Source organism: Nonomuraea sp. NPDC049158 (genome assembly GCF_040648335.1).
GTDB lineage: Bacteria > Actinomycetota > Actinomycetes > Streptosporangiales > Streptosporangiaceae > Nonomuraea.
Genome location: NZ_JBEZDM010000015.1, coordinates 149,133 through 171,624, shown reverse-complemented (window position 1 = coordinate 171,624; position 22,492 = coordinate 149,133). Strand labels below are relative to the sequence as shown.

At 70.9% G+C, this 22,492-nt stretch carries 24 protein-coding genes; 19 read left to right on the top strand and 5 right to left on the bottom strand.

All coding sequences use genetic code 11. The annotated features are described in order from the left end of the window. The first annotated feature begins 31 nt into the window (after positions 1-31). The 7 genes from hisB to hisF are packed head-to-tail and all read left to right on the top strand — an operon-like array spanning position 32 to position 3,632. Positions 32-625, top strand: a complete 594-nt coding sequence (gene hisB / locus AB0B61_RS30450; protein ID WP_358438873.1) for an imidazoleglycerol-phosphate dehydratase HisB — start codon at positions 32-34, stop codon at positions 623-625. Further along, on the top strand, positions 622-777 hold the full coding sequence (locus AB0B61_RS30445; RefSeq protein WP_358438870.1) for a hypothetical protein: 156 nt from the start codon (positions 622-624) through the stop codon (positions 775-777). Before hisB ends, AB0B61_RS30445 begins: the two co-directional genes overlap by 4 nt. Beyond that, positions 771-1,406: an imidazole glycerol phosphate synthase subunit HisH gene (gene hisH, locus AB0B61_RS30440; RefSeq protein WP_358438867.1), complete on the top strand. Its 636-nt coding sequence runs from the start codon at positions 771-773 to the stop codon at positions 1,404-1,406. The genes AB0B61_RS30445 and hisH overlap by 7 nt, the downstream gene beginning before the upstream one ends. Beyond that, a complete protein-coding gene (locus tag AB0B61_RS30435; protein WP_358438865.1) occupies positions 1,399-1,728 on the top strand; it encodes a hypothetical protein in 330 nt (109 codons plus the stop codon). Before hisH ends, AB0B61_RS30435 begins: the two co-directional genes overlap by 8 nt. Continuing rightward, complete coding sequence (gene priA, locus AB0B61_RS30430; RefSeq protein WP_358438862.1) at positions 1,728-2,450, top strand: bifunctional 1-(5-phosphoribosyl)-5-((5-phosphoribosylamino)methylideneamino)imidazole-4-carboxamide isomerase/phosphoribosylanthranilate isomerase PriA; 723 nt, start codon at positions 1,728-1,730, stop codon at positions 2,448-2,450. The genes AB0B61_RS30435 and priA overlap by 1 nt, the downstream gene beginning before the upstream one ends. 28 nt (positions 2,451-2,478) lie before the next feature. Then, a complete protein-coding gene (locus AB0B61_RS30425) occupies positions 2,479-2,874 on the top strand; it encodes a Rid family hydrolase (RefSeq protein WP_358438859.1) in 396 nt (131 codons plus the stop codon). Continuing rightward, the gene (gene hisF, locus AB0B61_RS30420; RefSeq protein ID WP_358438856.1) at positions 2,871-3,632 is read left to right on the top strand and encodes an imidazole glycerol phosphate synthase subunit HisF; all 762 of its coding nucleotides are present in this window, start codon (positions 2,871-2,873) and stop codon (positions 3,630-3,632) included. Before AB0B61_RS30425 ends, hisF begins: the two co-directional genes overlap by 4 nt. Positions 3,633-3,662: 30 nt before the next feature. Here the strand turns inward: hisF and AB0B61_RS30415 are convergent, their stop codons facing one another. From AB0B61_RS30415 to AB0B61_RS30405, 3 genes are all read right to left on the bottom strand, one after another. After that, a complete protein-coding gene (locus AB0B61_RS30415) occupies positions 3,663-5,024 on the bottom strand; it encodes a glutamine synthetase family protein (protein ID WP_358438853.1) in 1,362 nt (453 codons plus the stop codon). A 61-nt stretch (positions 5,025-5,085) separates the two neighbouring features. After that, positions 5,086-5,247 (bottom strand): hypothetical protein, encoded by a 162-nt coding sequence (locus AB0B61_RS30410; RefSeq protein WP_358438850.1) that lies wholly within the window; start codon positions 5,245-5,247, stop codon positions 5,086-5,088. Positions 5,248-5,417: 170 nt separating this feature from the next. After that, entirely contained in the window at positions 5,418-6,047 is a 630-nt protein-coding gene (locus tag AB0B61_RS30405; protein WP_358438848.1) for a TIGR03085 family metal-binding protein, read from the bottom strand. A 114-nt stretch (positions 6,048-6,161) separates the two neighbouring features. Between AB0B61_RS30405 and AB0B61_RS30400 the strand changes: the two genes are divergently transcribed. Together AB0B61_RS30400 and AB0B61_RS30395 are read left to right on the top strand one after the other, a co-directional pair. Then, on the top strand, positions 6,162-7,958 hold the full coding sequence (locus tag AB0B61_RS30400) for an ABC transporter ATP-binding protein (RefSeq protein ID WP_358438984.1): 1,797 nt from the start codon (positions 6,162-6,164) through the stop codon (positions 7,956-7,958). Between the two features lie 46 nt (positions 7,959-8,004). Further along, positions 8,005-9,789: an ABC transporter ATP-binding protein gene (locus tag AB0B61_RS30395; protein WP_358438845.1), complete on the top strand. Its 1,785-nt coding sequence runs from the start codon at positions 8,005-8,007 to the stop codon at positions 9,787-9,789. Positions 9,790-9,800: 11 nt separating this feature from the next. Here the strand turns inward: AB0B61_RS30395 and AB0B61_RS30390 are convergent, their stop codons facing one another. Further along, a complete protein-coding gene (locus tag AB0B61_RS30390) occupies positions 9,801-10,190 on the bottom strand; it encodes an ATP-binding protein (protein WP_358438842.1) in 390 nt (129 codons plus the stop codon). After that, entirely contained in the window at positions 10,183-10,992 is an 810-nt protein-coding gene (locus AB0B61_RS30385; protein ID WP_358438839.1) for an MEDS domain-containing protein, read from the bottom strand. Before AB0B61_RS30385 ends, AB0B61_RS30390 begins: the two co-directional genes overlap by 8 nt. A gap of 163 nt (positions 10,993-11,155) precedes the next feature. Between AB0B61_RS30385 and AB0B61_RS30380 the strand changes: the two genes are divergently transcribed. The 10 genes from AB0B61_RS30380 to AB0B61_RS30335 all read left to right on the top strand — a co-directional run bounded on the left by AB0B61_RS30380 (position 11,156) and on the right by AB0B61_RS30335 (position 22,278). Further along, the gene (locus AB0B61_RS30380; RefSeq protein ID WP_225291741.1) at positions 11,156-11,491 is read left to right on the top strand and encodes an STAS domain-containing protein; all 336 of its coding nucleotides are present in this window, start codon (positions 11,156-11,158) and stop codon (positions 11,489-11,491) included. A 499-nt stretch (positions 11,492-11,990) separates the two neighbouring features. Then, positions 11,991-12,341: a phosphoribosyl-AMP cyclohydrolase gene (gene hisI / locus AB0B61_RS30375; protein WP_358438836.1), complete on the top strand. Its 351-nt coding sequence runs from the start codon at positions 11,991-11,993 to the stop codon at positions 12,339-12,341. A gap of 344 nt (positions 12,342-12,685) precedes the next feature. Then, a complete protein-coding gene (locus tag AB0B61_RS30370; RefSeq protein ID WP_358438833.1) occupies positions 12,686-13,309 on the top strand; it encodes a Trp biosynthesis-associated membrane protein in 624 nt (207 codons plus the stop codon). A gap of 130 nt (positions 13,310-13,439) precedes the next feature. After that, positions 13,440-13,994 (top strand): DUF4190 domain-containing protein, encoded by a 555-nt coding sequence (locus tag AB0B61_RS30365; RefSeq protein ID WP_358438831.1) that lies wholly within the window; start codon positions 13,440-13,442, stop codon positions 13,992-13,994. Between the two features lie 117 nt (positions 13,995-14,111). Further along, positions 14,112-14,705 (top strand): CD225/dispanin family protein, encoded by a 594-nt coding sequence (locus AB0B61_RS30360; RefSeq protein ID WP_358438829.1) that lies wholly within the window; start codon positions 14,112-14,114, stop codon positions 14,703-14,705. After that, positions 14,705-15,136: a DUF2752 domain-containing protein gene (locus tag AB0B61_RS30355; RefSeq protein WP_357945515.1), complete on the top strand. Its 432-nt coding sequence runs from the start codon at positions 14,705-14,707 to the stop codon at positions 15,134-15,136. Before AB0B61_RS30360 ends, AB0B61_RS30355 begins: the two co-directional genes overlap by 1 nt. Before the next feature lie 119 nt (positions 15,137-15,255). Beyond that, the gene (gene trpC / locus AB0B61_RS30350) at positions 15,256-16,095 is read left to right on the top strand and encodes an indole-3-glycerol phosphate synthase TrpC (RefSeq protein WP_225291735.1); all 840 of its coding nucleotides are present in this window, start codon (positions 15,256-15,258) and stop codon (positions 16,093-16,095) included. Positions 16,096-16,133: 38 nt separating this feature from the next. Then, entirely contained in the window at positions 16,134-17,339 is a 1,206-nt protein-coding gene (trpB, locus tag AB0B61_RS30345) for a tryptophan synthase subunit beta (RefSeq protein ID WP_358438981.1), read from the top strand. Between the two features lie 112 nt (positions 17,340-17,451). Further along, a complete protein-coding gene (gene trpA, locus AB0B61_RS30340; RefSeq protein ID WP_358438827.1) occupies positions 17,452-18,252 on the top strand; it encodes a tryptophan synthase subunit alpha in 801 nt (266 codons plus the stop codon). Positions 18,253-18,492: 240 nt separating this feature from the next. After that, complete coding sequence (locus AB0B61_RS30335; protein WP_358438825.1) at positions 18,493-22,278, top strand: endo-alpha-N-acetylgalactosaminidase family protein; 3,786 nt, start codon at positions 18,493-18,495, stop codon at positions 22,276-22,278. The last annotated feature ends 214 nt before the right edge of the window (positions 22,279-22,492 follow it).

Here is a 22,492-nt window from a genome sequence, read left to right as displayed (position 1 = left end):
TGCGGCTCACAGCCCCGACGATGGAGGGCCGGTGGGCCGGGTCGGTCGCGTCGAGCGCGCGACGAAGGAGACCTCGGTCCTGGTCGAGGTGGGTCTCGACGGCACGGGCCGGGTCGACGTCTCGACCGGGGTCGGCTTCTTCGACCACATGCTGGCCCAGCTCGGCAAGCACGGGCTGTTCGACCTGACCGTCAAGACCGAGGGCGACCTGCACATCGACTCGCACCACACGATCGAGGACACGGCGCTCGCGCTGGGCGCCGCGTTCCGCGAGGCCCTGGGCGACAAGTCGGGCATCAGGCGGTTCGGTAATGCGTCGTGCCCGCTGGACGAGTCGCTCGCCCAGGTGACCGTCGACCTGTCGGGCCGCCCCTACCTGGTGCACACCGAGCCCGAGGGCATGGCGCCGATGATCGGGCCCGACTACGACACGACGATGACGCGCCACGTCCTGGAGTCGTTCGTCGCCCAGGCGGCGATCTGCCTGCACGTACGCGTGCCCTACGGCCGCAACGCCCATCACATCGTCGAGGCCCAGTTCAAGGCGCTGGCCAGGGCGCTGCGCGAGGCGTCGGAGTTCGACCCGCGCGCCACGGGCGTGCCGAGCACCAAGGGCGTCCTGTGACCGACAACACGATCGCCATCGTCATGGTGTTCATCGGGCTGTTCCTCATCGGCGGCGTGTTCTCGCTGGGCCGGCAGGGGCTCAAGTTCGGCGCCGCCGCCTGCGCGCTCGGCGCCGCGCTGGCGATCACCGCGGGGGTGATGTGGTGGTGAAGAACATCGTCGTGCTCGACTACGGCTCGGGCAACCTGCGTTCCGCCGAGCGGGCCCTGGCCCGGGTGGGCGCGAACGTGACCGTCACCTCCGACTTCACCGCCGCGCTCGAGTGCGACGGCCTGGTCGTGCCGGGCGTCGGCGCGTTCGAGGCGTGCATGGCCGGACTCAAGAGCGTGTACGGCGAGCGGATCATCGGCCGGCGCCTGGCCGGTGGCCGCCCGGTGCTCGGCATCTGCGTCGGCATGCAGATCCTGTTCGCCAGGGGAGTGGAGCACGGCGTCGAGACGGAGGGCTGCGGCGAGTGGCCGGGCACGGTCGAGCGGCTCGACGCGCCCGTCCTGCCGCACATGGGCTGGAACACCGTCAAGGCGCCCGCGGGCAGCGTGCTGTTCGACGGGATCGACGAGGCGACGCGCTTCTACTTCGTGCACTCCTACGGCGTGCGCGAGTGGGAGCTGCACCCGGGTGACGGCTTCGCCGAGCCGCTGGTCACCTGGGCGGAGCACGGTGTGCCGTTCGTGGCGGCCGTGGAGAACGGCCCGCTGATGGCCACCCAGTTCCACCCGGAGAAGTCCGGCGACGCCGGAGCCGCGCTGCTGTCCAACTGGCTCGGCACCCTTGAGTAAGGAGCGGGCGCGCCGCCGGGCCGAGCGTGAGGCGGAGCGGGCGCGCGCGATCCGGCTCAACGAGGCACGGCAGGCGCGGTCCGCGCGCCGCCGCGCCTTACTCGGCCGGCTGGTCCCGCGCCCGGTCCGGATCGCCCGGCAGGGCGGTCTGCTCGCCCGCCGCCGCCGCGGCCAGAACGCCGTGGTGGCGCTGCTGTTCGTGCTGGTCCAGGTGGTGGCGTGGCTCGTGTGGGGCGCGCCGCTGCTGAGCCTGGCCGTGTTCGTGTTTTCCCTGCTGCTGGCACCTGTTGTCATGACTCTCGCTTTCGACCGGAGGACCTGATGTCGCTCGTATTGCTCCCTGCCGTGGACGTCGCGGACGGCCAGGCCGTACGCCTCGTCCAGGGTGCGGCCGGGACCGAGACCGGCTACGGCGAGCCGCTCGCCGCGGCGCTGGCCTGGCAGGAGGCGGGCGCGGAATGGATCCACCTGGTCGACCTCGACGCCGCCTTCGGCCGGGGCTCCAACCGGGAGCTGCTCACCGACCTGATCGGCCGGCTCGACGTGAACGTGGAGCTGTCGGGCGGCATCCGTGACGACGCCTCGCTGGCCGCGGCGCTGGCCACCGGCTGCCGCCGGGTGAACATCGGCACGGCCGCGCTGGAGAACCCCGAATGGTGCCGCCGGGTCATCGCCGAGCACGGTGACAAGATCGCCGTCGGGCTGGACGTACGCGGCACGACGCTGGCCGCCCGCGGCTGGACCGAGGAGGCCGGGGACCTGTGGGAGGTGCTCGACCGCCTGGAGGCCGACGGCTGCCCCCGCTACGTGGTCACCGACGTCACCAAGGACGGCACCCTGCGCGGGCCCAACCTGGACCTGCTTCGCGAGGTCTGCAAGCGCACCGACAAGCCGGTGGTGGCCAGCGGCGGCGTCTCCTCTCTTGACGACCTGGTCGCGCTGGCCGGGCTGGTGCCGGACGGCGTGGAGGGTGCCATCGTGGGCAAGGCCCTTTACGCTCAAGCTTTCACGCTGGAGAGCGCGCTGATCGCGGTACGCGCTTAGTTCCTCGGGAGGGGGCGTGATGGGCAGCATGAGTATGGAAAGCACCGGACCAAGGGTGTTCTCCGGAGGCATCTGGGAAGAGAGATACGGCTACGCCAGGGCGGTGGTCGTCGGTGACCGGGTGATCGTGTCCGGGTGCACCGCCACCGTCGACGGTGAGGTACGTCACCACGGTGACGCCTACCTGCAGAGCAGGACGGCCATGGACATCGCCCTCGAAGCGGTCGCGATGGGCGGCCTGAGCAGGGAGGACGTCGTCATGGTCCGCTACTACGTGGTCGAGCACGGCCACTTCGACCAGGTCGGGCGGGCGATCGGCGAGGTGTTCGGGCGGGTGCGCCCGGCCTGCACCGGCGTCCGCGTCGCCGGGCTGGTGGATCCCAACATGCTGGTCGAGATCGAGATAGAGGCGCTTCGGGCATGACGGTAGCCGTACGGGTGATCCCGTGCCTGGACGTGGACGCGGGGCGCGTGGTCAAGGGCGTCAACTTCGCCAACCTGCGCGACGCGGGCGACCCGGTCGAACTGGCCAGGCGCTACGACGCCGAAGGGGCCGACGAGCTGACCTTCCTCGACATCACCGCCTCGTCGGGCGAGCGCGACACCATGCTCGACGTGGTGCGCAGAACCGCCGAGCAGGTGTTCATCCCGCTCACCGTGGGCGGCGGCATCCGCTCGGTCGACGACGTCAACACGCTGCTGCGCGCGGGAGCCGACAAGGTGTCGCTCAACACCGCCGCCATCGCCCGGCCCGAGCTGCTCACCGAGGCGTCGCGGCGCTTCGGCGCGCAGTGCGTGGTGCTGTCGGTCGACGCGCGGCGGGCGCCGGGCACCGCGAGCGGCTTCGAGGTGACCACGCACGGCGGGCGCCGCGGCACCGGCATCGACGCGGTCGAGTGGGCCGCGCGCGGTGAGGAGCTCGGCGTCGGCGAGATCCTGCTCAACTCGATGGACGGCGACGGCACGCTCGATGGTTACGACCTCGAGATGCTGCACGCGGTCAGGGCCGCGGTCCGGGTGCCGGTGATCGCCAGCGGCGGCGCCGGGCGGCTGGCGGACTTCCCTCCGGCGGTCTCGGCCGGCGCCGACGCGGTGCTGGCGGCGAGCGTGTTCCACTTCGGGACACTGAAGATCTCCGAGGTCAAGGACACGCTGCGGATGGCCGGTCACCCGGTCCGCTAGAACCTGCGGACGGTCGGCCACCCGGTCCGGCTAGAACACCCGCATGTGGTGGAACAGCTCATAGGAGGCGTCCTTGGCCGCGAACGCGGCGGCCTCGGACCGCTTCACGGCCAGGTACGCGCTACGCCGTAGCGGGCCGAGCGCCTCCATGAGCACCTCGTCGGCCTCCAGGGCGTCGAGCGCCTCCTCCAGCGAGGCGGGCAGGCGCGGATAGCGGCCGGGCCGCGTGTCGGGGTCGACGTCGACCGCCTCGCCGGGGTCCAGTTTGCGGCGGATCCCGTCGAGGCCGGCGTGGATGACCGCGCCGAGCGACAGGTACGGGTTGGCCGAGGAGTCGGACGGCTTGAGCTCCAGGTTCGGCTCGCCGCTCTCGCCGAGCGGCGAGCAGACCCGGATCGCCGCCTCCCGGTTGTCGGGGCCGTAGACGGCGTAGGCGCTGGCCCACGTGCGCGGCGCCAGCCGCCGGAAGCCGTTGACGCTGCCGCAGGTCAGCGCGGTCAGCGCGGGCAGGTGGGCGATCAGGCCGCCGATGAAGGCCGCCCGCAGCTCGCCGTCCTCGGCGAAGACGTTCTGGGTGTCGTTCCACAGGGACAGGTGCAGGTGGGCCCCGTTGCCCGCCTGGTCGGCCAGCGGCTTGGGGGCCAGGGACGCCCACATCGACATGCGCATCGCGACCCCGCGCACGGTCTCGCGGTAGAGGACGTGGTTGTCGGCGGCCCGCAGCGCGGGCGCGTGGCGTACGGACAGCTCCTGCTGGCCCGGCCCGAGCTCGGGGTGGTAGTGCTCGACGTGCAGGCCCTGCGTCTCCAGGGCGCGCATCAGCTTGATCGTGTAGTCGTGGGCGGTGTCGAAGCCGGTGGCGGCGTAGCACAGCGTGTCGTCGAGCGGCACCAGCCGGTCGAAGCCGCCCGCGGGGTCGGGCAGCCGCCGGCCGAGCGTGAACTCCGGCTCGAAGGCGGCCAGCAGTGTGTAACCCTCGTCCGCCAGCGCGCCGACCGCGTCCTTGAGGAAGGTGCGTGCGCAGGCCGCCCAGGGTGAGCCGTCCGGCTCGCGGAGATCGGAGAGCATCGCCGCGGCGCCGGGAGCGTGGGGGAGCGGGACGAAGGTCGAGGGGTCGGGGACGATGCGCACCTCGCCCACCGGACCCAGGTGCTCGACCTCCTGCAACTGGTCGAGCATGTTCATCGCCATCATCGCCACCGTGTGCCCGATCCCGGTGTTGAGCCGCTCGGCGAGTCGCGACCGGGATGCCGCCTTCCCACGGATGACGCCTCCGTGGTCGGCGTACAGGAAGCGAATCAGCTCGATCCCCTCGATCTCGGCGCGTTCGAGGACGCGCCGGGCGTGGGGATCAGGCTGATTGAGTTTGGTGACGCTCGGGCGATCTCTCATTCTGCCTGCGTAACACGATCTGGCATCGTGGGGAAGCGTCTAGCGCAGACAGAACCACACGTCAGGTCAGCACATTGGTAAAGAAGACAGCCAACTGGTTAGCGCCATGAACGATCCCGTCGAACACGCCGTTGACCGCGGATGCGGCCTGGGCCGGCCGGGTGAACAGGTAGAAGATCACGAACGCCACTAGAACGTACGTGATCACCTTCTTGACCTGCATGGGGGCCTCCTGCAGTCCATTCCCAGCCGTATATACCCGGATCTGGGCGATCCTTGGCATCTTCTATGAAGACGTTCCTTGATCCTAACCGGGGGGCTTGTTTCTCACGCCATGGTAAGGCCAAGAGGTATCGGCGAACCCCCTGCGGAACCCCGGAAGTTGGTGCGCCATCACATGCCCAGCTTGGCGTTCTTGAGCCGGGCGACGGCGTCGGCATCGCCCGCCAGTTCGACCCTGGCGTGCTCCTGACGCCCGAAGCAGAACAGCAGCAGCTCGCCCGCCCGGCCCGTCACCTCCACCTTCGGGCCCTGCTGCGCGCCGCCCAGCGTCACGCCGCCGCCCAGGCGGTGCAGCACCACGCCCACAGGTGATCGGCGCAGCATCAGCCGTCCGCCGCCGGCCACCCGCTTCCAAATGATCTGCTCCAGGTCGGCGGGCAGCTCGCGCGGCTCCCACTCCGGCTGCGCGCGGCGCACGTCCTCGTGGTGGACGAAGAACTCCAGGGTGTTGACGGCGTCGTCGAGGAAGGGGAGCACGCCGTACACGCCGCCCGGTCTGCGGACCAGGTCGACCAGCTCGGGGTAGGAGTGCTTGGCCTTCAGCCCCTTCTGCACCGAGGCCGTGTAGCCGGCCAGCGACTTGAGGGCGATGCCGCCCATGGCGTCGGGCCGGCGCTCGCGCAGGACCAGGTGGGCGGCCAGATCAGCGGTGTTCCAGCCCGTGCAGAGCGTCGGCGCGTCCGGGCCGAGCTGGTCGAGCAGGTCGCACAGCGCGGCGCGTTCGCTACGAGCGTGAGTCACGCGGCCCACCCTACCCGCGGGAATAACGTGTTGATCGCCAGTGATACTGACATATGTAGAAATGGGCGGGGAAAGGAAAATTTGCGAGTGGCGACCAAGGTCACCTCGGCTGTCATGCGTCAAGGGCTACGCGTCCTTGGGGTGGCCGTCCGTGCGGAGAAGGCGGTGTTCGCCGCGGCCGTCCTGGCCAGCGCGCTCTACGGTGGCATGACCGTGGCCTCCGCCTGGGCGCTCGGCTGGGCCACCCAGAACGTCGTACTCCCCGCCTTCCATCAGGGCGACACCGCCGCGGGCGCGCTCTGGACCGGAGTGCTGCTCATCATGGGCGCGGCGCTGCTCAAATCCATCGGCGTGGCGGGCCGTCGCATCCTGGCCGGGCTGCTGCAGTACCGCATGCAGGCCCGCTCGCGGCGCGCGGTCACCAGGCAGTACCTGCGGCTGCCGCTGTCGTGGCACCACCAGCACCCGACCGGGCAGCTGCTGTCCAACGCCAGCGCCGACGCCGAGGCGGCCTGGGCGCCGCTCGCGCCGCTGCCCATGGCCGTCGGCGTGATCGTCATGCTGTTCACCGCGGCGATCGGCATGCTGCTCACCGATCCCATGCTCGCCCTGGTGGGCTTCCTGATCTTCCCGGCCATCGCCGTACTGAACCTGGTCTACCAGCGCCGCCTGAGCCCGCTCGCCACCCGCGCGCAGCAGCTGCGCGCCGAGGTCAGCGAGATCGCGCACGAGAGCTTCGACGGCGCGCTCGTCGTCAAGACGCTCGGCAGGGAGGCGATGGAGACCGAGCGCTTCCGGCGGCGCGCGCACGAGCTGCGTGACGCGAACATCGCGGTCGGGCGGGTACGCGGCCTGTTCGACCCCCTGCTGGAGGCCCTGCCCACGCTCGGCGTGCTCGCGGTGCTCGGCGTCGGCGCGCTGCGGCTGTCCACCAGCTCGATCGACTCCGGCGAGCTGGTCCAGGTCGCCTACCTGTTCACGCTGCTGTCCTTCCCCATCCGGGCGCTCGGCTGGGTGCTGGCCGAGCTGCCGCGCAGCGTCGTGGGCTGGCAGCGGGTGCAGGCCGTACTGGACGCCGAGGGGTCCATGGAGTACGGCGAGGTCGCGCTGAGCGAGGCCCGGCCCGCCAAGCTGGAGGTCTCGGACGTCTCCTACGCCTACGGCGCCGACGAGGTGCTGCACGACGTCACCTTCGACGTGCCGGCCGGCGGCACCCTCGCGCTGGTGGGGCCGACCGGGTCCGGCAAGTCGACGCTGGTGCAGCTGCTCGTACGGCTGGTCGACCCGGCTTCTGGACAGGTGCTGCTCGACGGCGTCGACGTGCGCCGGCTCGCCTACGGCGGCCTGGCCGAGTCCGTCGCGCTGGTGCCGCAGCAGACGTTCCTGTTCGACGACACCGTGCGCGGCAACATCGCGCTCGGGCTGGACACCGACGACGAGGACGTGTGGGCGGCGCTGCGCGTGGCCCAGGCCGACGGGTTCGTCGCCAGGCTCGCCTCGGGACTCGACACGCGCGTCGGCGAACGCGGCACCTCGCTGTCCGGCGGCCAGCGCCAGCGGCTCGCGCTGGCCCGCGCGGTCGTCCGCCGCCCGCGCCTGCTCATCCTCGACGACGCCACCTCCAGCGTCGACCCGCAGGTCGAGGCCAAGATCCTGTACGGCCTGCGCGACGCGGCGTCGAGCGTCGTGGTCGTCGCCTACCGGATGGCCACGATCGCGCTGGCCGACGAGATCGTCTACCTGGACCGGGGACGGGTCGTCGACCGGGGCAGCCACGAGGAGCTGCTGGAGCGCTGCGAGGGCTACCGGAACCTGGTGACCGCCTACGAGCGGGAGGAGGCCGAGAGGGCCGCCATCGAGATCGAGCCGATCGAAGCAGCGTCGAGCGAGGAAGAAGAGGTCAGCGCATGAGCGTCGGGCAGGCGATCTCCGGCGACGCCGGGCGGGAAGTCAGCGCATGAGCGTGGAACAGGGGATCCGCGCCAACGCCGAGCGGTCGGCGATGGCCACGATCCGCCAGGGGTTCTCGCTCACGCCGGAGTTCCGCAGGGGCCTGGCGGGGACGCTGGCGCTGGCCGTCGTCGCCACCGGCGGCAAGATCATCGTGCCGATCGCGGTGCAGCAGACCATCGACACCGGCCTCAAGGGCGGCACCCCCGACCTGCCGTACATCTGGCGGGCCGTCGCCCTGTGCGCCGCCGCCGTGATCCTGACCGCCCTGGCCGGATATGTCATGAACGTTCGCCTCTACAAGGCGACCGAGTCCTCACTGGCCACCCTGCGGGTCCGCGGCTTCCGCCACGTGCACGACCTGTCCGTGCTCACCCAGAACACCGAGCGCCGCGGCGCCCTGGTCTCCCGCGTCACCAACGACATCGACCAGATCAGCACGTTCATGCAATGGGGCGGGCTGATGATCATCGTGGCGTTCGGCCAGGTGCTCGTGGCCAGCGTGCTGATGTTCGTCTACTCCTGGCAGCTCACGCTGCTGGTCTGGGCCTGCTTCATCCCGCTGGTGATCGCGCTGCCGCGCTTCCAGCGCTGGCTGTCCGGCGCCTACACCACCGTCCGCGAGCGGACCGGCGACATGCTCGCCGCCGTCAGCGAGTCCGTCGTCGGCGCCGCCGTCATCAGGGCGTACGCCTCCGAGCGGCGCACCTCCGACCGCATCGACACCGCCGTCGACGCCAACAGGTCCGCGCAGATCAAGGCGCAGACGATCGTCGGGTTCGTCTTCCCGCTGACCGAGATCGTGGCCGCCGTGGCCATCTCCGGGATCGTCCTGCTCGGGGTCCGGCTCGGGCTGTCGGGCGAGATCACGGCCGGGCGGCTGGTGGCGTTCCTGTTCCTGGTCACGTTGTTCGTCTCGCCCCTGCAAACCGCCACCGAGGTGCTGAACGAGGCCCAGAACGCGGTCGCCGGCTGGCGGCGCATCCTCGGCGTCCTCGACACCCCGCCGGACGTGGCCGACCCCGGCGACGCCGGCGTGGACCTGCCGCGCGGCCCCATCTCCGTCGCCTTCGAGGACGTCCACTTCAGCTACCCCGGCGGCGTCCCCGTACTGCGCGAGGTCACGCTGTCGATCCCGCCGCGCTCGCGCATCGCGATCGTGGGCGAGACCGGCTCCGGCAAGACCACCTTCGCCAAGCTGCTCACCCGCCTCATGGACCCGGTCGCGGGCCGCGTCACCGTCGACGGCCACGACCTGCGCGACGTGCGCTTCTCCTCGCTGCGCGAGCGCATCGTGATGGTGCCGCAGGACGGCTTCCTGTTCGACGGCACCCTGGAGCAGAACGTCCGCTACGGCCGGCCCGCCGCCACACGCGAGGAGATCCTGCTCGCCATGACCGAGCTCGGCCTGGCCGACTGGCTGGAAGGCCTGCCCGCCGGCCTCGACACACCGGTGGGCCAGCGCGGCGAGTCGCTCTCGGCGGGCGAACGCCAGCTCGTCGCGCTCGCCCGCGCCTACCTGGCCGACCCCGACCTGCTGCTGCTCGATGAGGCCACCTCGGCGGTCGACCCGGCGACGGAGGTACGGCTGGCACGGGCGCTCGAAGGCGTCACCAGAGGGCGGACGGCCATCTCGATCGCGCACCGGCTGTCGACGGCCGAGAACGCGAACGAGGTGCTCGTCTTCGACGCGGGGCGGCTGGTGCAGCGGGGGTCGCACGCCGAACTGGTGACGGAGCCGGGCGTCTACGCGGACCTGCACGCCTCCTGGGTGTCGGCCGCTCACTCGTAGCCTCTTGGGGCTCATTCCCGGGCGGCGGCGAATCGTACGCTCGTGCCGCCCGGGCCGGAGACGACCGTGACCTGATCGCACAGCAGCCTGGTCAGCCACAACCCGCGCCCGCGCGGCTCGTGCTCCGGCGGAGTGTGAGCGGCGTCCGTCCAGCCGGGCGGCAGGCCCGGTCCTTCGTCGGTCACCTCGCACCAGAGGCGGTCCTCGTGCCACCACAGCCGTAGCCGCCCGCTGCCGCCGCCGTGCAGCACGGCGTTCGTGGTGATCTCGTTGACCGCCAGTACGAAGTCCTCCAGCCGCTTGCCCGCCAGCCCCTCACCGGCCGCGCGCTCGGAGACCAATCTGCGCAGGGCAGTGATCCGCCCCTGCGCGAACCCCGTACAGAGGACCTGTCTACCCATCGACGGCCCGGCGGACGGCGAGTACCTCATCAGCCCTGATCAGCCGCAGCACGCGCGCGACCGTCCCGCGACACACCACCACCGTGCGATGGTGGTGGGCCGCGGCCCGTGCCAGCGCCGTCAGCGCGAGCAACTGGGCCGACCCGGCGTCGATGAAGTCGAGCCCCGTCGCGTCGATGACCACCTCGGCCGCCACCGCCTCCAGCTGGGTCAGCACCGAGGCGAACGCCAGCCTGTTGGTGATGTCGATGTCACCCGACAGCCGCAGCCCCGGCTGCGGGCGCATGTTGACGAACCGCAGCAGCGCCTGCCCCGGCGCGATCGGATGGATGGCCGCCGCCCGGTTGACGGCCGCGGCCGAGTAGAGCCCGCGATCGTACTGGCACACCGCCGCCAGCCACCGCTCACCGAACAGCGCGTTGACCGCCGCCTCGAACCTCTCCCGCCCCGCCGCGTCCCGCACCCCCCACGCCGCGTCGACCAGCGCGTAGACACCGCGATGCCCCTGCTCCCTGGCAAGCTCGCCGGCCGCGACCAGCTCACCCAGCAGCCACGCGGGCCCGTCCGCGTACGCCGTGATCTCGACCCGCCCCGCCGCCTCCGCCGCGGCCAGCCCCGGCACGAGCGGCGCCAGCCACTCCCGCGTCCGCTCCGGCGTGTCGGTGTGGGTGATGATCACCACTTTGGCCCGGCGGCGCAGCCCGTTCGCCGTGAACGCCCTGGTCGCGGCCATCCGCTCTCGATCGCCCTGGAACGGCAGGCAGACGTGATCTCCCAGGTCGGGATCCGCGACGTCCACCACGATCGTCCCTCCCCCTGCCGTGGGTCTGCCGTAGTCGCACAGAAAATACTCCGCCGCTCATCATTACGTTATGCGTTCTTCGCAAAACCCTCGGTAACGTGGCGCGTCCCGGTGTACCTTTTCCGCGGGGGCCGCTAGTGGCGGAGTCATGAGGAGCATGGGCGTGGATGTGCTGGAGATGACGCGGCGCCGACATGGCGAGCTCGTGGTCGTCAGCCTCGCGGGCGAGGTCGACGCGGACAACGTGTCAAAGGTCCGTAAATGTTTCGACGAGGCGGTCGCGACACACGGGCCGCGCCTGGTCGTCGACTTGAGCAACCTGACCTTCATCGACACATCGGGCTTGGGGGTGCTGGTTCGCCAGCTGGCCGCCTTGCGGGATCGCGACGGCACCATGGCGCTGATCGCCACGGACGGCCAGGTCCTGAGGCGCCTGCGCCGGACCAACATCGCACCGCTGTTCCCGATCTACGAGACGCTGTCGCAGGCACTCGACTAGATCCTTGGGGCGGCGGCCGTTCACCGGGGTATCCGCCCTCCCGGTCCGTTCGTGGCGGCTTCTGTTACGGCGGGTGGTCTTCTTCTGCTCTCCTGGAGGGCGTCCGTGGCCGCTGTCACGACGGGCGGTCTTCTTCTGCTCTCTCAGGGCGAGGCGTCTGTCCTTGTGGGCCTCTGCTGTTCTTGGGGGCCTCTGCCGACGGGCGGTCTTTTGGTCTCCCTTCGAGGGGCGTCCGTCCTTTGGGGACCTCTGCTAAGACGGGCCGTCTTGTTCCGCTCTCCCGGAGGCGTGTCTCCCCCTGGGGATCCGGCCGTTTCTTCCACTCCCCGAAGGGGGCGTCCCTCCAAAGGGATGCCAGCCACGACGGACCGCCACAGGGATCGAGACGGTCGTGTGACCAGCGACTGGCCGCCTGGCCGCGCCGGAGATGGCAGGCCGGAACTGCGGCTATGCCACCGTCGATTCGGGGAGCGGCCGCTCCGGCTGGTTGAATGACGGCATGTCCCTTGACCCCAAGATCGCCGCGCGACTCAAGCGCAACGGCGACGGGCTGGTGCCCGCGATCGTCCAGCAGTACGACTCAGGCGAAGTGCTGATGCTCGCCTGGATGGACGACGAGGCGCTGCATCGCACCCTCACCACGGGCCGGGCCACCTACTGGTCGCGCAGCAGGGGGGCCTACTGGGTGAAGGGGGATACGTCGGGACACGTGCAGCACGTCAAGGCGGTGTCGCTCGACTGCGACGGCGACACGGTGCTGCTCAAGGTGAACCAGGTGGGGGCGGCCTGCCACACGGGCGACCACACCTGCTTCGACGCCGACGCGCTCGAGGTGACGATCACGCCATGACGGCCACCGGACCTGAGCCGGACACCGAATCCGGGCCGGACACTCGGCCTGAGCCGGACACCGGATCCGGGCCGGACACTCGGCCTGAGCCGGACACCGGATCCGCGCCGGACACTCGGCCTGAGCCGGACACCCGACCCGAGTCGGACACCGCGCCTCGATCAGGTGGTCCGGAGTCCGGGCCTCGGTCGGGCGCCATGCCCCAGCCGGATGGCCAGGAGCCCGCGTCGCGGTCGGAGAGCATGTCGGAGTCGAGTGGCCGGGAGCCCGCGTCGCGGTCGGATGCCGAGTCCGGGTCGGATGGCCGGGATCCCGGGTCCCACTCCGAGGTCGCAGGTGGGGCGGTGGCGGACGGGTCCCAGATGGGGGACGTGTCCGAAGCAGGGGAGCAGGGCGGGTCTCCAGCTGAGGTCGCGGCTCGGCGGGGGCGGCGGGAGCTGGTCGTTTGGCTGGTGGTGACGGCGCTCGGCTGCGTGCTGGTGCTGGTCGCCGCAGGCCGGGCGTGGGTGACGAACGTGCGTGTCACCGGCACAGGAGCTGTGGCCGTGCCGAGCGGTGGTGACCTCAGTCCGGTCCTGACGCCCCTGGCGCTGGCCGGGTTGGCGGGCTTGGTGGCCGTGCTGGCCACCAAGGGGATCGGTCGGCGGGTGATCGGCGTGCTGCTGGCCCTGTGCGGGGTGGGCGCCGGGCTCGGGGCGTGGCGGGCGGCCGGTGGGAGCGGAGTGCTGAGCTGGCTGCGCGAGCGGAACGTCATGCGTGCGACCGGTGCGATCCAGTGGGACGTGGTGGCGCTGTGGCCCGTGGTGTGCGGGCTCGGGGCGGTGCTGATGGTCGCGGGTGGCGTCATCGCCGTCGTACGAGGTGGCGGATGGGCCGGCATGTCCGCCAGGTACACCCGCGAGCGTCCTGAGACCACCGGCGACCGCTCCATGTGGGACGCCCTGGACCGCGGCGACGACCCGACCTAGCCGCGGGCGACCCCTCTCCGTCGCGGGCTCATCACAAAAAGTCCACGGTCTGAACCGTTGCCAGACCGGCGCACGTTTCGTCAATAAGCTGCCTCTGCAACGGGCCAAGAGGGGATGAGGTGCCAGCGGCATGAGTTACGGGGATCAGGGCAACAGCGGGGGGTACGGCGCGCAGCCACCCGGCGGAGGCTACGGCCGGCCTCCGGGCCACGGCCAGCCTCCGGCCTACGGCCAATCTCCCGGCTATGGCCAGTCTCCGGGGTACGGGCAGCAACCCCCGAGCGGTTATTACGGTCAGCAGCCGTCCGGCGACTACGGCTATGGCCAGCAGCCGTCCGGCGAGTACGCATACGGTCAGCAGCCGCCGGGCGCCTACGGGCAACCCGGCTACGGCGCGTACGGGGCCCCGCAGAAGTCCACCAGCGGCCTGGCCGTCGCCTCGCTCGTCCTGGGCATCGTCGGGCTGCTGTTCTGCGGCCTGACCAGCATCCCCGGCGCCGTCGTCGGCCACATCGCCCTCAACCGCATCAAGCGCACCGGCGAGGAGGGTCAGGGCATGGCCATGGGTGGCCTGATCACCTCGTACATCACGATCGTGCTCTGGGCGATTCTCTGGCTTGTGTTCGGCGGCATCTGGCTGGCTTTCATGGGGCTCGCGACCGCCACCACGACCGGAAACTACTGACCCGCAGGGCATCCAGTCGGTTACAAATTGTCCGCAACGTGGACGTTATTCCACGTCGATAGTGGTTTGTCGCTAGGCTGCCGCGCGCAACGCGCCACAGATTGAGGAGTCATCAGCATGAGCTACGGAAACCAGGGCGACGGCGGTTACGGCGCCCAGCCGCCCGGCGGCGGTTACGGTCAGCAGCCGCCCAGCGGCGGTGGCGGTTACGGTCAGCAGCCCCCGAGTGGCGGTGGCTATGGCCAGCAGCCGCCCAGCGGCGGCGGTGGTTACGGTCAGCAGCCCCCGAGTGGCGGTGGCGGTTACGGTCAGCAGCCGCCCAGTGGGGGTGGCTATGGCCAGCAGCCCCCGAGTGGTGGCGGCTACGGTGCCCAGCCTCCCGGTTACGGCCCGCCCCCCGGCGGCGGCTACGGTCAGCCCGGCGGCTACGGCGCGCCGCAGAACCCGCCGGACAACCACCTGGTCGCGGCCATCCTCACGACGCTGTTCTGCTGCCTCCCGTTCGGTATCGTGTCGATTGTCAAGTCGTCGCAGGTGAACTCGAAGTGGCAGGCCGGCGACTACCAGGGCGCCGTGCAGTCCTCGGAAGAGGCCAAGACGTGGTGGAAGCGCGCGCTGATCTTCGGCGCGATCATCAACATCCTCATCGTCATCGGCTACATCCTGCTCTTCGTGATCGTCGCCGCGAACACGTCGACCTCCGGATACTGATGGACATCGCGAACTTCGAGCGGCGCGGCACCGACCGGCTCCGGTCCGTGCTCGCGCCGCTCGGCGTCGCCGCCGCGGCGGGGGCGGTGTTCGCGGTCGTCGGCACGATCGACCCCAATCAGCCGGGCCACTATCCGACCTGCCCGTTCCTGTGGGCCACCGGCCTGTACTGTCCGGGCTGCGGCACGTTGCGCACCATCCACGCGCTGGCCCACCTCGACCCGGTGACCGCGCTCGGCCTCAACCCGCTCGCCATGGCGATGATCCCCTTCCTGCTGTTCTGGTGGGGGCGCTGGCTGGTCCGCGCCTGGCAGGGCAAGCCCCGGCGGACGACACTCGCGCATCCGGCGTGGCTTTGGGCGTTTCTCGGCATAGTGCTGGTGTACTGGGTGGTCCGAAACCTGCCATTCGGGGCGTTTCTCGCGCCGTAGTCGGGGGCCTGTGGTGAGGTGACCACGTCGGGGCCGATACCATCGCAAGACAGGCCGGGAGCGGACGCGATGCGAACTCTCTGCCGCCCCCAACTGCCGACCGGAGGGACCCCAAGCGCGTGAGTGAGCGGACCGAAGGGCCGAGCGTCCTCGACGACATCCTCGACGGGGTGCGCGCCGACCTCGCCACCCGTCAGCAGGCCGTGTCGCTTGACGAGCTCAAGCAGCGGGCCGAGCGGGCTTCGGGGCCCAAAGACGCGCTCGCCGCGCTCGGCGGCGACCGGATCTCGGTGATCGCCGAGGTCAAGCGCTCCAGCCCGTCCAAGGGCGCGCTGGCCGCCATCGCCGACCCGGCCGCGCTGGCCGCCGACTACGAGGCGGGCGGCGCCCACGTCATCAGTGTGCTGACCGAGCGGCGCAAGTTCGGCGGCAGCCTCGAGGACCTGGCCGCGGTCCGTGCCCGCGTCGACATCCCGATCCTGCGCAAGGACTTCATCCTCACCTCCTACCAGCTGTGGGAGGCCAGGGCCCACGGCGCCGACCTGGCGCTGCTGATGGTGGTCTGCCTGGAGCAGGAGGCCCTGGTGTCGCTGATCGAGCGGGCCGAGTCCATCGGGCTCACCCCGCTGGTCGAGGTGCACACCGAGGAGGAGCTGGAGCGGGCGGTCGCGGCGGGCGCCCGGATCATCGGGATCAACGCCCGTAATCTGAAGACACTCGAGGTCGACCGCGACGTGTTCGCCAAGCTGGCGCCGAAGGTCCCCGATAATGTGATCAAGATCGCGGAGTCGGGCGTGCGGGGTCCGCATGACCTGCTCGCCTACGCACGGGTCGGCGCCGACGCCGTCCTGGTGGGCGAGAGCCTGGTCACCGGCAAGGATCCACGCAAGGCCGTGGAGGCGCTGGTGACCGCCGGCGCCCACCCCGCGACGCGCCCCGACCACGGAGCAGAGGGATAGCAGTGGCAAACGACGGCACCATTCTCACCGCCGCCGACCTGGCGGGTAACGGCGCCTACGGCAACGACCCCGACGTGCACGGCAAGTTCGGCATCTTCGGCGGGCGTTACGTTCCTGAGGCGCTCATCCCGGCCCTCGACGAGGTCGCCGCGGTCTACGAGAAGGCCAAGAACGACGCGGAGTTCCTGCGCGAGTTCGATCACCTGTTGCGTACCTACGCGGGCCGGCCGACCACGCTGACCGAGGTGCCGCGCTTCGCCGAGCACGCCGGCGGCGCGCGGATCATCCTCAAGCGCGAGGACCTCACGCACACCGGCGCTCACAAGATCAACAACGTGCTCGGCCAGGCGCTGCTGACCAAGCGGCTCGGCAAGAAGCGAGTGATCGCCGAGACCGGCGCGGGCCAGCACGGCGTGGCCACCGCCACCGCGGCGGCCCTGCTCGGCCTGGAGTGCGTCATCTACATGGGCCAGGTCGACTGCGAGCGCCAGGCGCTCAACGTGGCCAGGATGAAGCTGCTCGGCGCCACGGTGGTGCCGGTGACCAACGGCTCCCAGACGCTGAAGGACGCCATCAACGAGGCCTTCCGCGACTGGGTCACCAACGTCGACACGACCCACTACCTGTTCGGCACCATCGCCGGCCCGCACCCGTTCCCCGAGATCGTCCGCGACTTCGCGCGCATCATCGGCGTCGAGGCCCGCCGCCAGATGCTGGAGCTGACCGGCCGGCTGCCCGACGCGGTCGCCGCCTGCGTCGGCGGCGGCAGCAACGCGATCGGCATCTTCCACGCCTTCATCGGCGACGAGGGCGTCCAGCTGCACGGCTACGAGGCCGCCGGCCACGGCCTGGAGAGCGGCGAGCACGCGCTCACGCTCACCGCCGGCTCGGTCGGCGTGCTGCACGGCTCGCGCACCTACGTCCTGCAGGACGAGGAGGGCCAGACGATCGAGTCGCACTCGATCTCGGCCGGTCTCGACTACCCGGGTGTCGGTCCCGAGCACGCCTGGCTCAAGGACACCGGGCGGGCGGTCTACCACGGTGTGACCGACGACGCGGCGATGGCCGCGTTCTCGCTGCTGGCCAGGACGGAAGGCATCATCCCGGCCATCGAGTCGTCACATGCCCTGGCGGGCGCGCTGGAGCTCGGTCGTGAGCTGGGTCCCGAGGCGACCATCCTGGTCAACCTCTCGGGGCGCGGTGACAAGGACATGGGCACGGCGATGAAGTACTTCAACCTCTGACGGCCCGGGGTTCGCGCCGCACCGGCTCTGGAAGATGCCCGAGCACCGCGGCCGATGGCACGATGGCAAGGACGGCGGCGATGCGGCCCCTGACCACTGAGAACGGACGATCATGACTACTCTTCAGACGGTTTTCGCCACGGCGAAGGCGGAGAACCGGGCCGCGCTGGTCGGCTACCTGCCCGCGGGCTTCCCGTCCAAGGAAGGCGCCATCACCGCGGCCGCCGCCCTGGTCGAGGCCGGCTGCGACGTGATCGAGATCGGGCTGCCCTACTCCGACCCGCTCATGGACGGGCCGACCATCCAGGACGCCGTGCACCGGTCGCTGGTCAACGGCACCCGGATCGCCGACGTCCTGCGTACGGTCGAGGGAGTCGCCGCCACCGGCGCGGCCACGCTGGTCATGACGTACTGGAACCCGATCGACCGCTACGGCGCCGAGCGGTTCGCCCGTGACCTGGCCGACGCGGGCGGCGTCGGCACGATCACGCCCGACCTGACGCCGGAGGAGTCGGAGCCGTGGCGGGCGGCCTCGGCCGCGGCGGGCATCGACACCGTGTTCCTGGTGGCGCCCAGTTCCACCGAGGCGCGCATCAAGGCCGTCGTCGACTGCTGCACCGGGTTCGTCTACGCGGCCTCGCTGATGGGCGTCACGGGCGCCAGGGAGACCGTCAACGTGGCGGCCGAGGATCTGGTCAAGCGCACTCGCGCGCACACCGCGCTGCCGGTGTGCGTGGGGCTGGGCGTCGGCACCGGCAAGCAGGCGGCCGAGGTGGCCGGTTACGCCGACGGCGTCATCGTGGGCTCGGCGTTCATCCGCCGGATGCTCGACGCGCCCGACGAGGCGGCCGGCCGCGAGTCGATCGGCGTGCTGGCCCGGGAGATGGCGGCGGGCGTCCGCTCCCGCGCCTAACCGTTTTCTGTCAAATACCGCGACTCGCAACTGGACAAGTGTCAGTATTTCTGGCGTCGGTCCATGGCGCGTGTTGCGGTGGCGGGTTGTTGGTATCGGGCCCCACGCAGTACGACGCATACCTGTGAAAGGACATATATGCGTCGGAGTCCCGTTGCCTTCGTAGCCGCCGCCATCCTCGCCTTATCGGCCGTCGCCCTGGCCGCCCCCGCACAAGCCACGCGCGTACCAGCGACTTCCGTGCGAGGCGCGGAGCCCAGCCCGGAGCCGACGCCCACCTACGAGCTGTCCTCGCCCGACCAGCCGACTACCGGCCCCACGCCCCCGCCCCCCACGCAGCAGAACCTGGCCCCCGAGCCCACCACCGTGGCCGAGCCCGTCAGGATCTCCTCCGGGCAACTGGCCGTCGACCTCGACCCGGCCTTTCCGAGGATCCTGCGCTACACCGACAAGGCGAGCGGCGCCGTCCTCGACGGCAGCACCGCCGTGCCCGGCGTGGTGCTGAACGGCACGCCGTACGAGGCCACGGTCGCGCTGCGCGGCACCGACGGCGCGTCCGCCCGCTACCGGCTGACCTTCGAGACGGGCGTCACGCTGGACGCCAGCATCCGCGTCAAGGACCGGGTGACGACGTTCGCGATCGACGCGGTCACCGACACGGAGGCGTTCCGGGTCAACACCATCGACCTGCCAGGACACGACCTGGTGTCGGTGAGCAGCGACCAGCCGGGCGCCGCGACCGCGTTCACCAGGCTCGACCCCAACTCCACCCGTACGGCCGACGTCTTCGCCGCCGTCACCCCAGGCACGGCGCCCGACGCCGCCCCGGTCGGCGCCTCGTACGCCATCGTCAACACCGGCGCCCTGGCCGCCGCGGTCGAGTCGAACTCCACCTACGACCGCCCCTCGGGCGTCACCGACAAGGACGCGGCCCGCTTCTGGCACCAGGCCAGGCAGGAGGACGGCGGCCGGATCAGGGTCGGCGTGTGGAGCGGTCAGTGGACCTACCGGGGCACCGGCGCGCCCTTCACCGAGGAACTGCCGTGGGCCAAGGTCGTGGTCACCCCCGACGCCAACGGCGACGGCGGCCTGGACTGGCAGGACGGCGCGGTCGCGTTCAGGAGCATCGGCGTCAAGGCGCCCGGCGCGGATCAGACCAAGGACCGGGTGATCGCGCACATCCCGTTCAACTTCTCCAGCCAGGCCACCCACCCGTTCCTGCGCACCCTCGACGACGTCAAGCGGATCTCGCTGGCCACCGACGGCCTGGGCCAGCTGGCCCTGCTCAAGGGGTACCAGTCGGAGGGCCACGACTCGGCCCACCCCGACTACGGCGGCAACTACAACAAGCGCGCCGGCGGCCTGGCCGACCTCAACACCCTGCTCAAGACCGGCAAGGACTGGAACGCGACGTTCGGCGTGCACGTCAACGCCACCGAGTCCTACCCCGAGGCGAAGAGCTTCGGCGAGCAGCTCGTCAACAAGGACACCAAGGGCTGGAACTGGCTCGACCAGTCGTACCTGATCGACCAGCGCGGCGACCTGACCAGGGGCACTCTCGCCAAGCGGCTGCAGCGGCTGCGCGCCGAGACCGACCGGAACCTGGCCCTTCTGTACGTGGACGTGTACCGCCCGCACGGCTGGGTGGCCGACCGCCTGCTCACCGAGCTGCGCGGGCAGGGCTGGCAGGTGGCCACCGAATGGGCCGACAAGCTGGAGCGCTCGTCGCTCTGGTCGCACTGGGCCAACGACCTCAACTACGGCGGAGCCACCAACAAGGGACTGAACTCGCAGATCATCCGGTTCATCCGCAACGGCGAGAAAGACGTCTGGAACGCCCATCCCATCCTGGGCAACGCCCGCATCGTCGAGTTCGAGGGCTGGACCGCGCAGAACGACTTCACCGCCTTCTACCGCAACATCTGGGAGTACAACCTGCCGGCCAAGTTCCTGCAGCACTACCAGATCACCGACTGGAACCCCGACGAGATCGTCTTCACCGGAGGCGTACGCGGCACGGTGGCAGACGGCCGTCGCCAGCTGTTCGCGGGCGGTCACAAGGTGCTCGACGGCACCACGTACCTGCTGCCGTGGGCCGGCAAGTACTACCACTACAACCCGGCCGGCGGCACCACCACCTGGGACGCCACCCGGCCGATGACCGTCTACAAGCTCACCGACCAGGGCCGGGTCCGGGTGGGCGTCGCCACCCCGGCCGACGGCAAGATCACCCTGCGGGCCGAGGCGGGCGTGCCGTACGTGCTCTACCCCGGCAAGGCGCCCGCCCAGGCCGAGCCCCGCTGGGGCGAGGCGAGCGGCGTCCACGATCCCGGCTTCAACGGCGACGGACTGCGCGACTGGCAGGTCACCGGCCCGGTGAGCGTCCAGAAGAACGAGCGCGGCCAGCGCGTGGCCCTGCTCGGCGGCGGCCCGCAGGCCCGGCTGGAGCAGCGGCTGACCGGCCTGCAGCCCGGCCGCGCCTACACCGCCTCGGCGTTCGTCGAGGTCGAACCCGGGCAGTCCAGGCAGACCACGCTGGAGGCCGGAGGCCGGAAGACGACGATCCAGCGCTCGACCGCGAAGAACTACATCGCCTCCGACGAGAAGCACGACACCTACTTCCAGCGCGTCAAGGTCGCCTTCACCGCGCCGGGCGAGTCCGTCACGCTGCGGATCACGGCCGCCGCCGGTGCGGCGAAGGTGCGGGTGGACGACGTACGGCTGATCAGGAGCGATCCGGCGGGTGGGACCGAGACGTTCGAGTCCGCCGAGCCGGGATGGGGGCCGTTCGTCAAGGGCGACGCCGGTGGCGCGTTCGACGCGCGTACGCATCTGTCGGAGCGGCACGAGCCGTACACGCAGGCCGGCTGGAACGGCAAGACCGTCGACGACGTGATCAGCGGCGACTGGTCGCTGAAGGCGCACGAGGAGCGGCAGGGACTGGTCTACCGGACCGTGCCGCAGACCGTCAGGTTCGAGCCGGGACACGCCTACGAGGTGTCGTTCGGCTACCAGAGCGCCCTGGCCGACGCCTACGCCTGGGTGACCGGCTACGACAAGGGCACCTCCAGCGTGGAGACCCGGCGGACGCCGGTGCCGGAGCGGCGGACCACGGGCAGGTTCGCCGAGCGGGTGGTGGCGGGCTGCGGCGACGTCTGGGTCGGGCTGCGCTCGCTGCTGGCCGAGCAGGCCGGGGCCGATTTCGTCCTGGACGACTTCGCCGTCAAGGATCTGGGGGCCGACCCCGAGGCCCAGGCGTGCGCGTCGCTGGACGTGGTGCCCGCGACGCCCGCGTTCGAGCAGGGCGCGGCCTCCGAGGTCACCACCACGTTCGTCAACCTGGAGGACGTGGCGGCCCAGGACGTCAAGGTGACCCTGACCGTACCCGAGGGCTGGACCGCCGCCGGGGACGGGACCGGCACCGTGCAGCCCGGCGGCAAGCTGGTGACCACCTGGAAGGTGACGCCGCCCGCGGCCGCGCCCAATGACACCTACGAGCTGAAGGCCAACGCCGCCTACACCGCGGCGGGCGCCGCCAAGTCGGTCGGCGCGGTGACGACGGTACGGACGCTGCCGCCGCCACCCACGGCGGCGGCCTGGGCGAGCGACCTGGAGTGGGTCAGCGCGGCCAACGGCTGGGGGCCGGTCGAGCGCGACCGGTCCAACGGCGACCTCGGCGCGGCCGACGGCACGCCGATCGTGATCGGCGGCCAGACGTTCGCCAAGGGGCTGGGCACGCACGCGCCCGCCGACGTCCGTTTCTACCTCGGCGGCCGGTGTACGGCCTTCACAGCCTCCGTCGGCGTGGACGACGTCCAGGCCACCAGGGGGTCCGTGGAGTACAGCGTGGTCGCCGACGGGGTGGTCAAGGCACACAGCCCGGTGCTGCGGGCCGCCGATCCGGCCTACGAGCTGACCGCCGACCTCACCGGGGCCCGCTACGTGGACCTTGTGGCGGGCGACGGCGGCGACGGCAACGGCAACGACCACGCGGACTGGGGAGCCGCCAAGTTCGTCTGCGCTTAGTGCTCGGCCGAGTGTCTCTGTGGGTAGGGCTCGGTAAGTCGGGGCCGTCCGCCGCGACGCCGTGAGCAGCGCGTACGGCCCGCGCGCGGGAAAACCCTCTTAACCGAGTCTTATCCCGGGCGTGGTCAGATGAGTTCCCGATACTGTGCGCTTTCCAGCGCAGAGAAAGAGGAGCCATAGCCGTGGTCGCGTCGAAACAGTCACTTAACGCTCG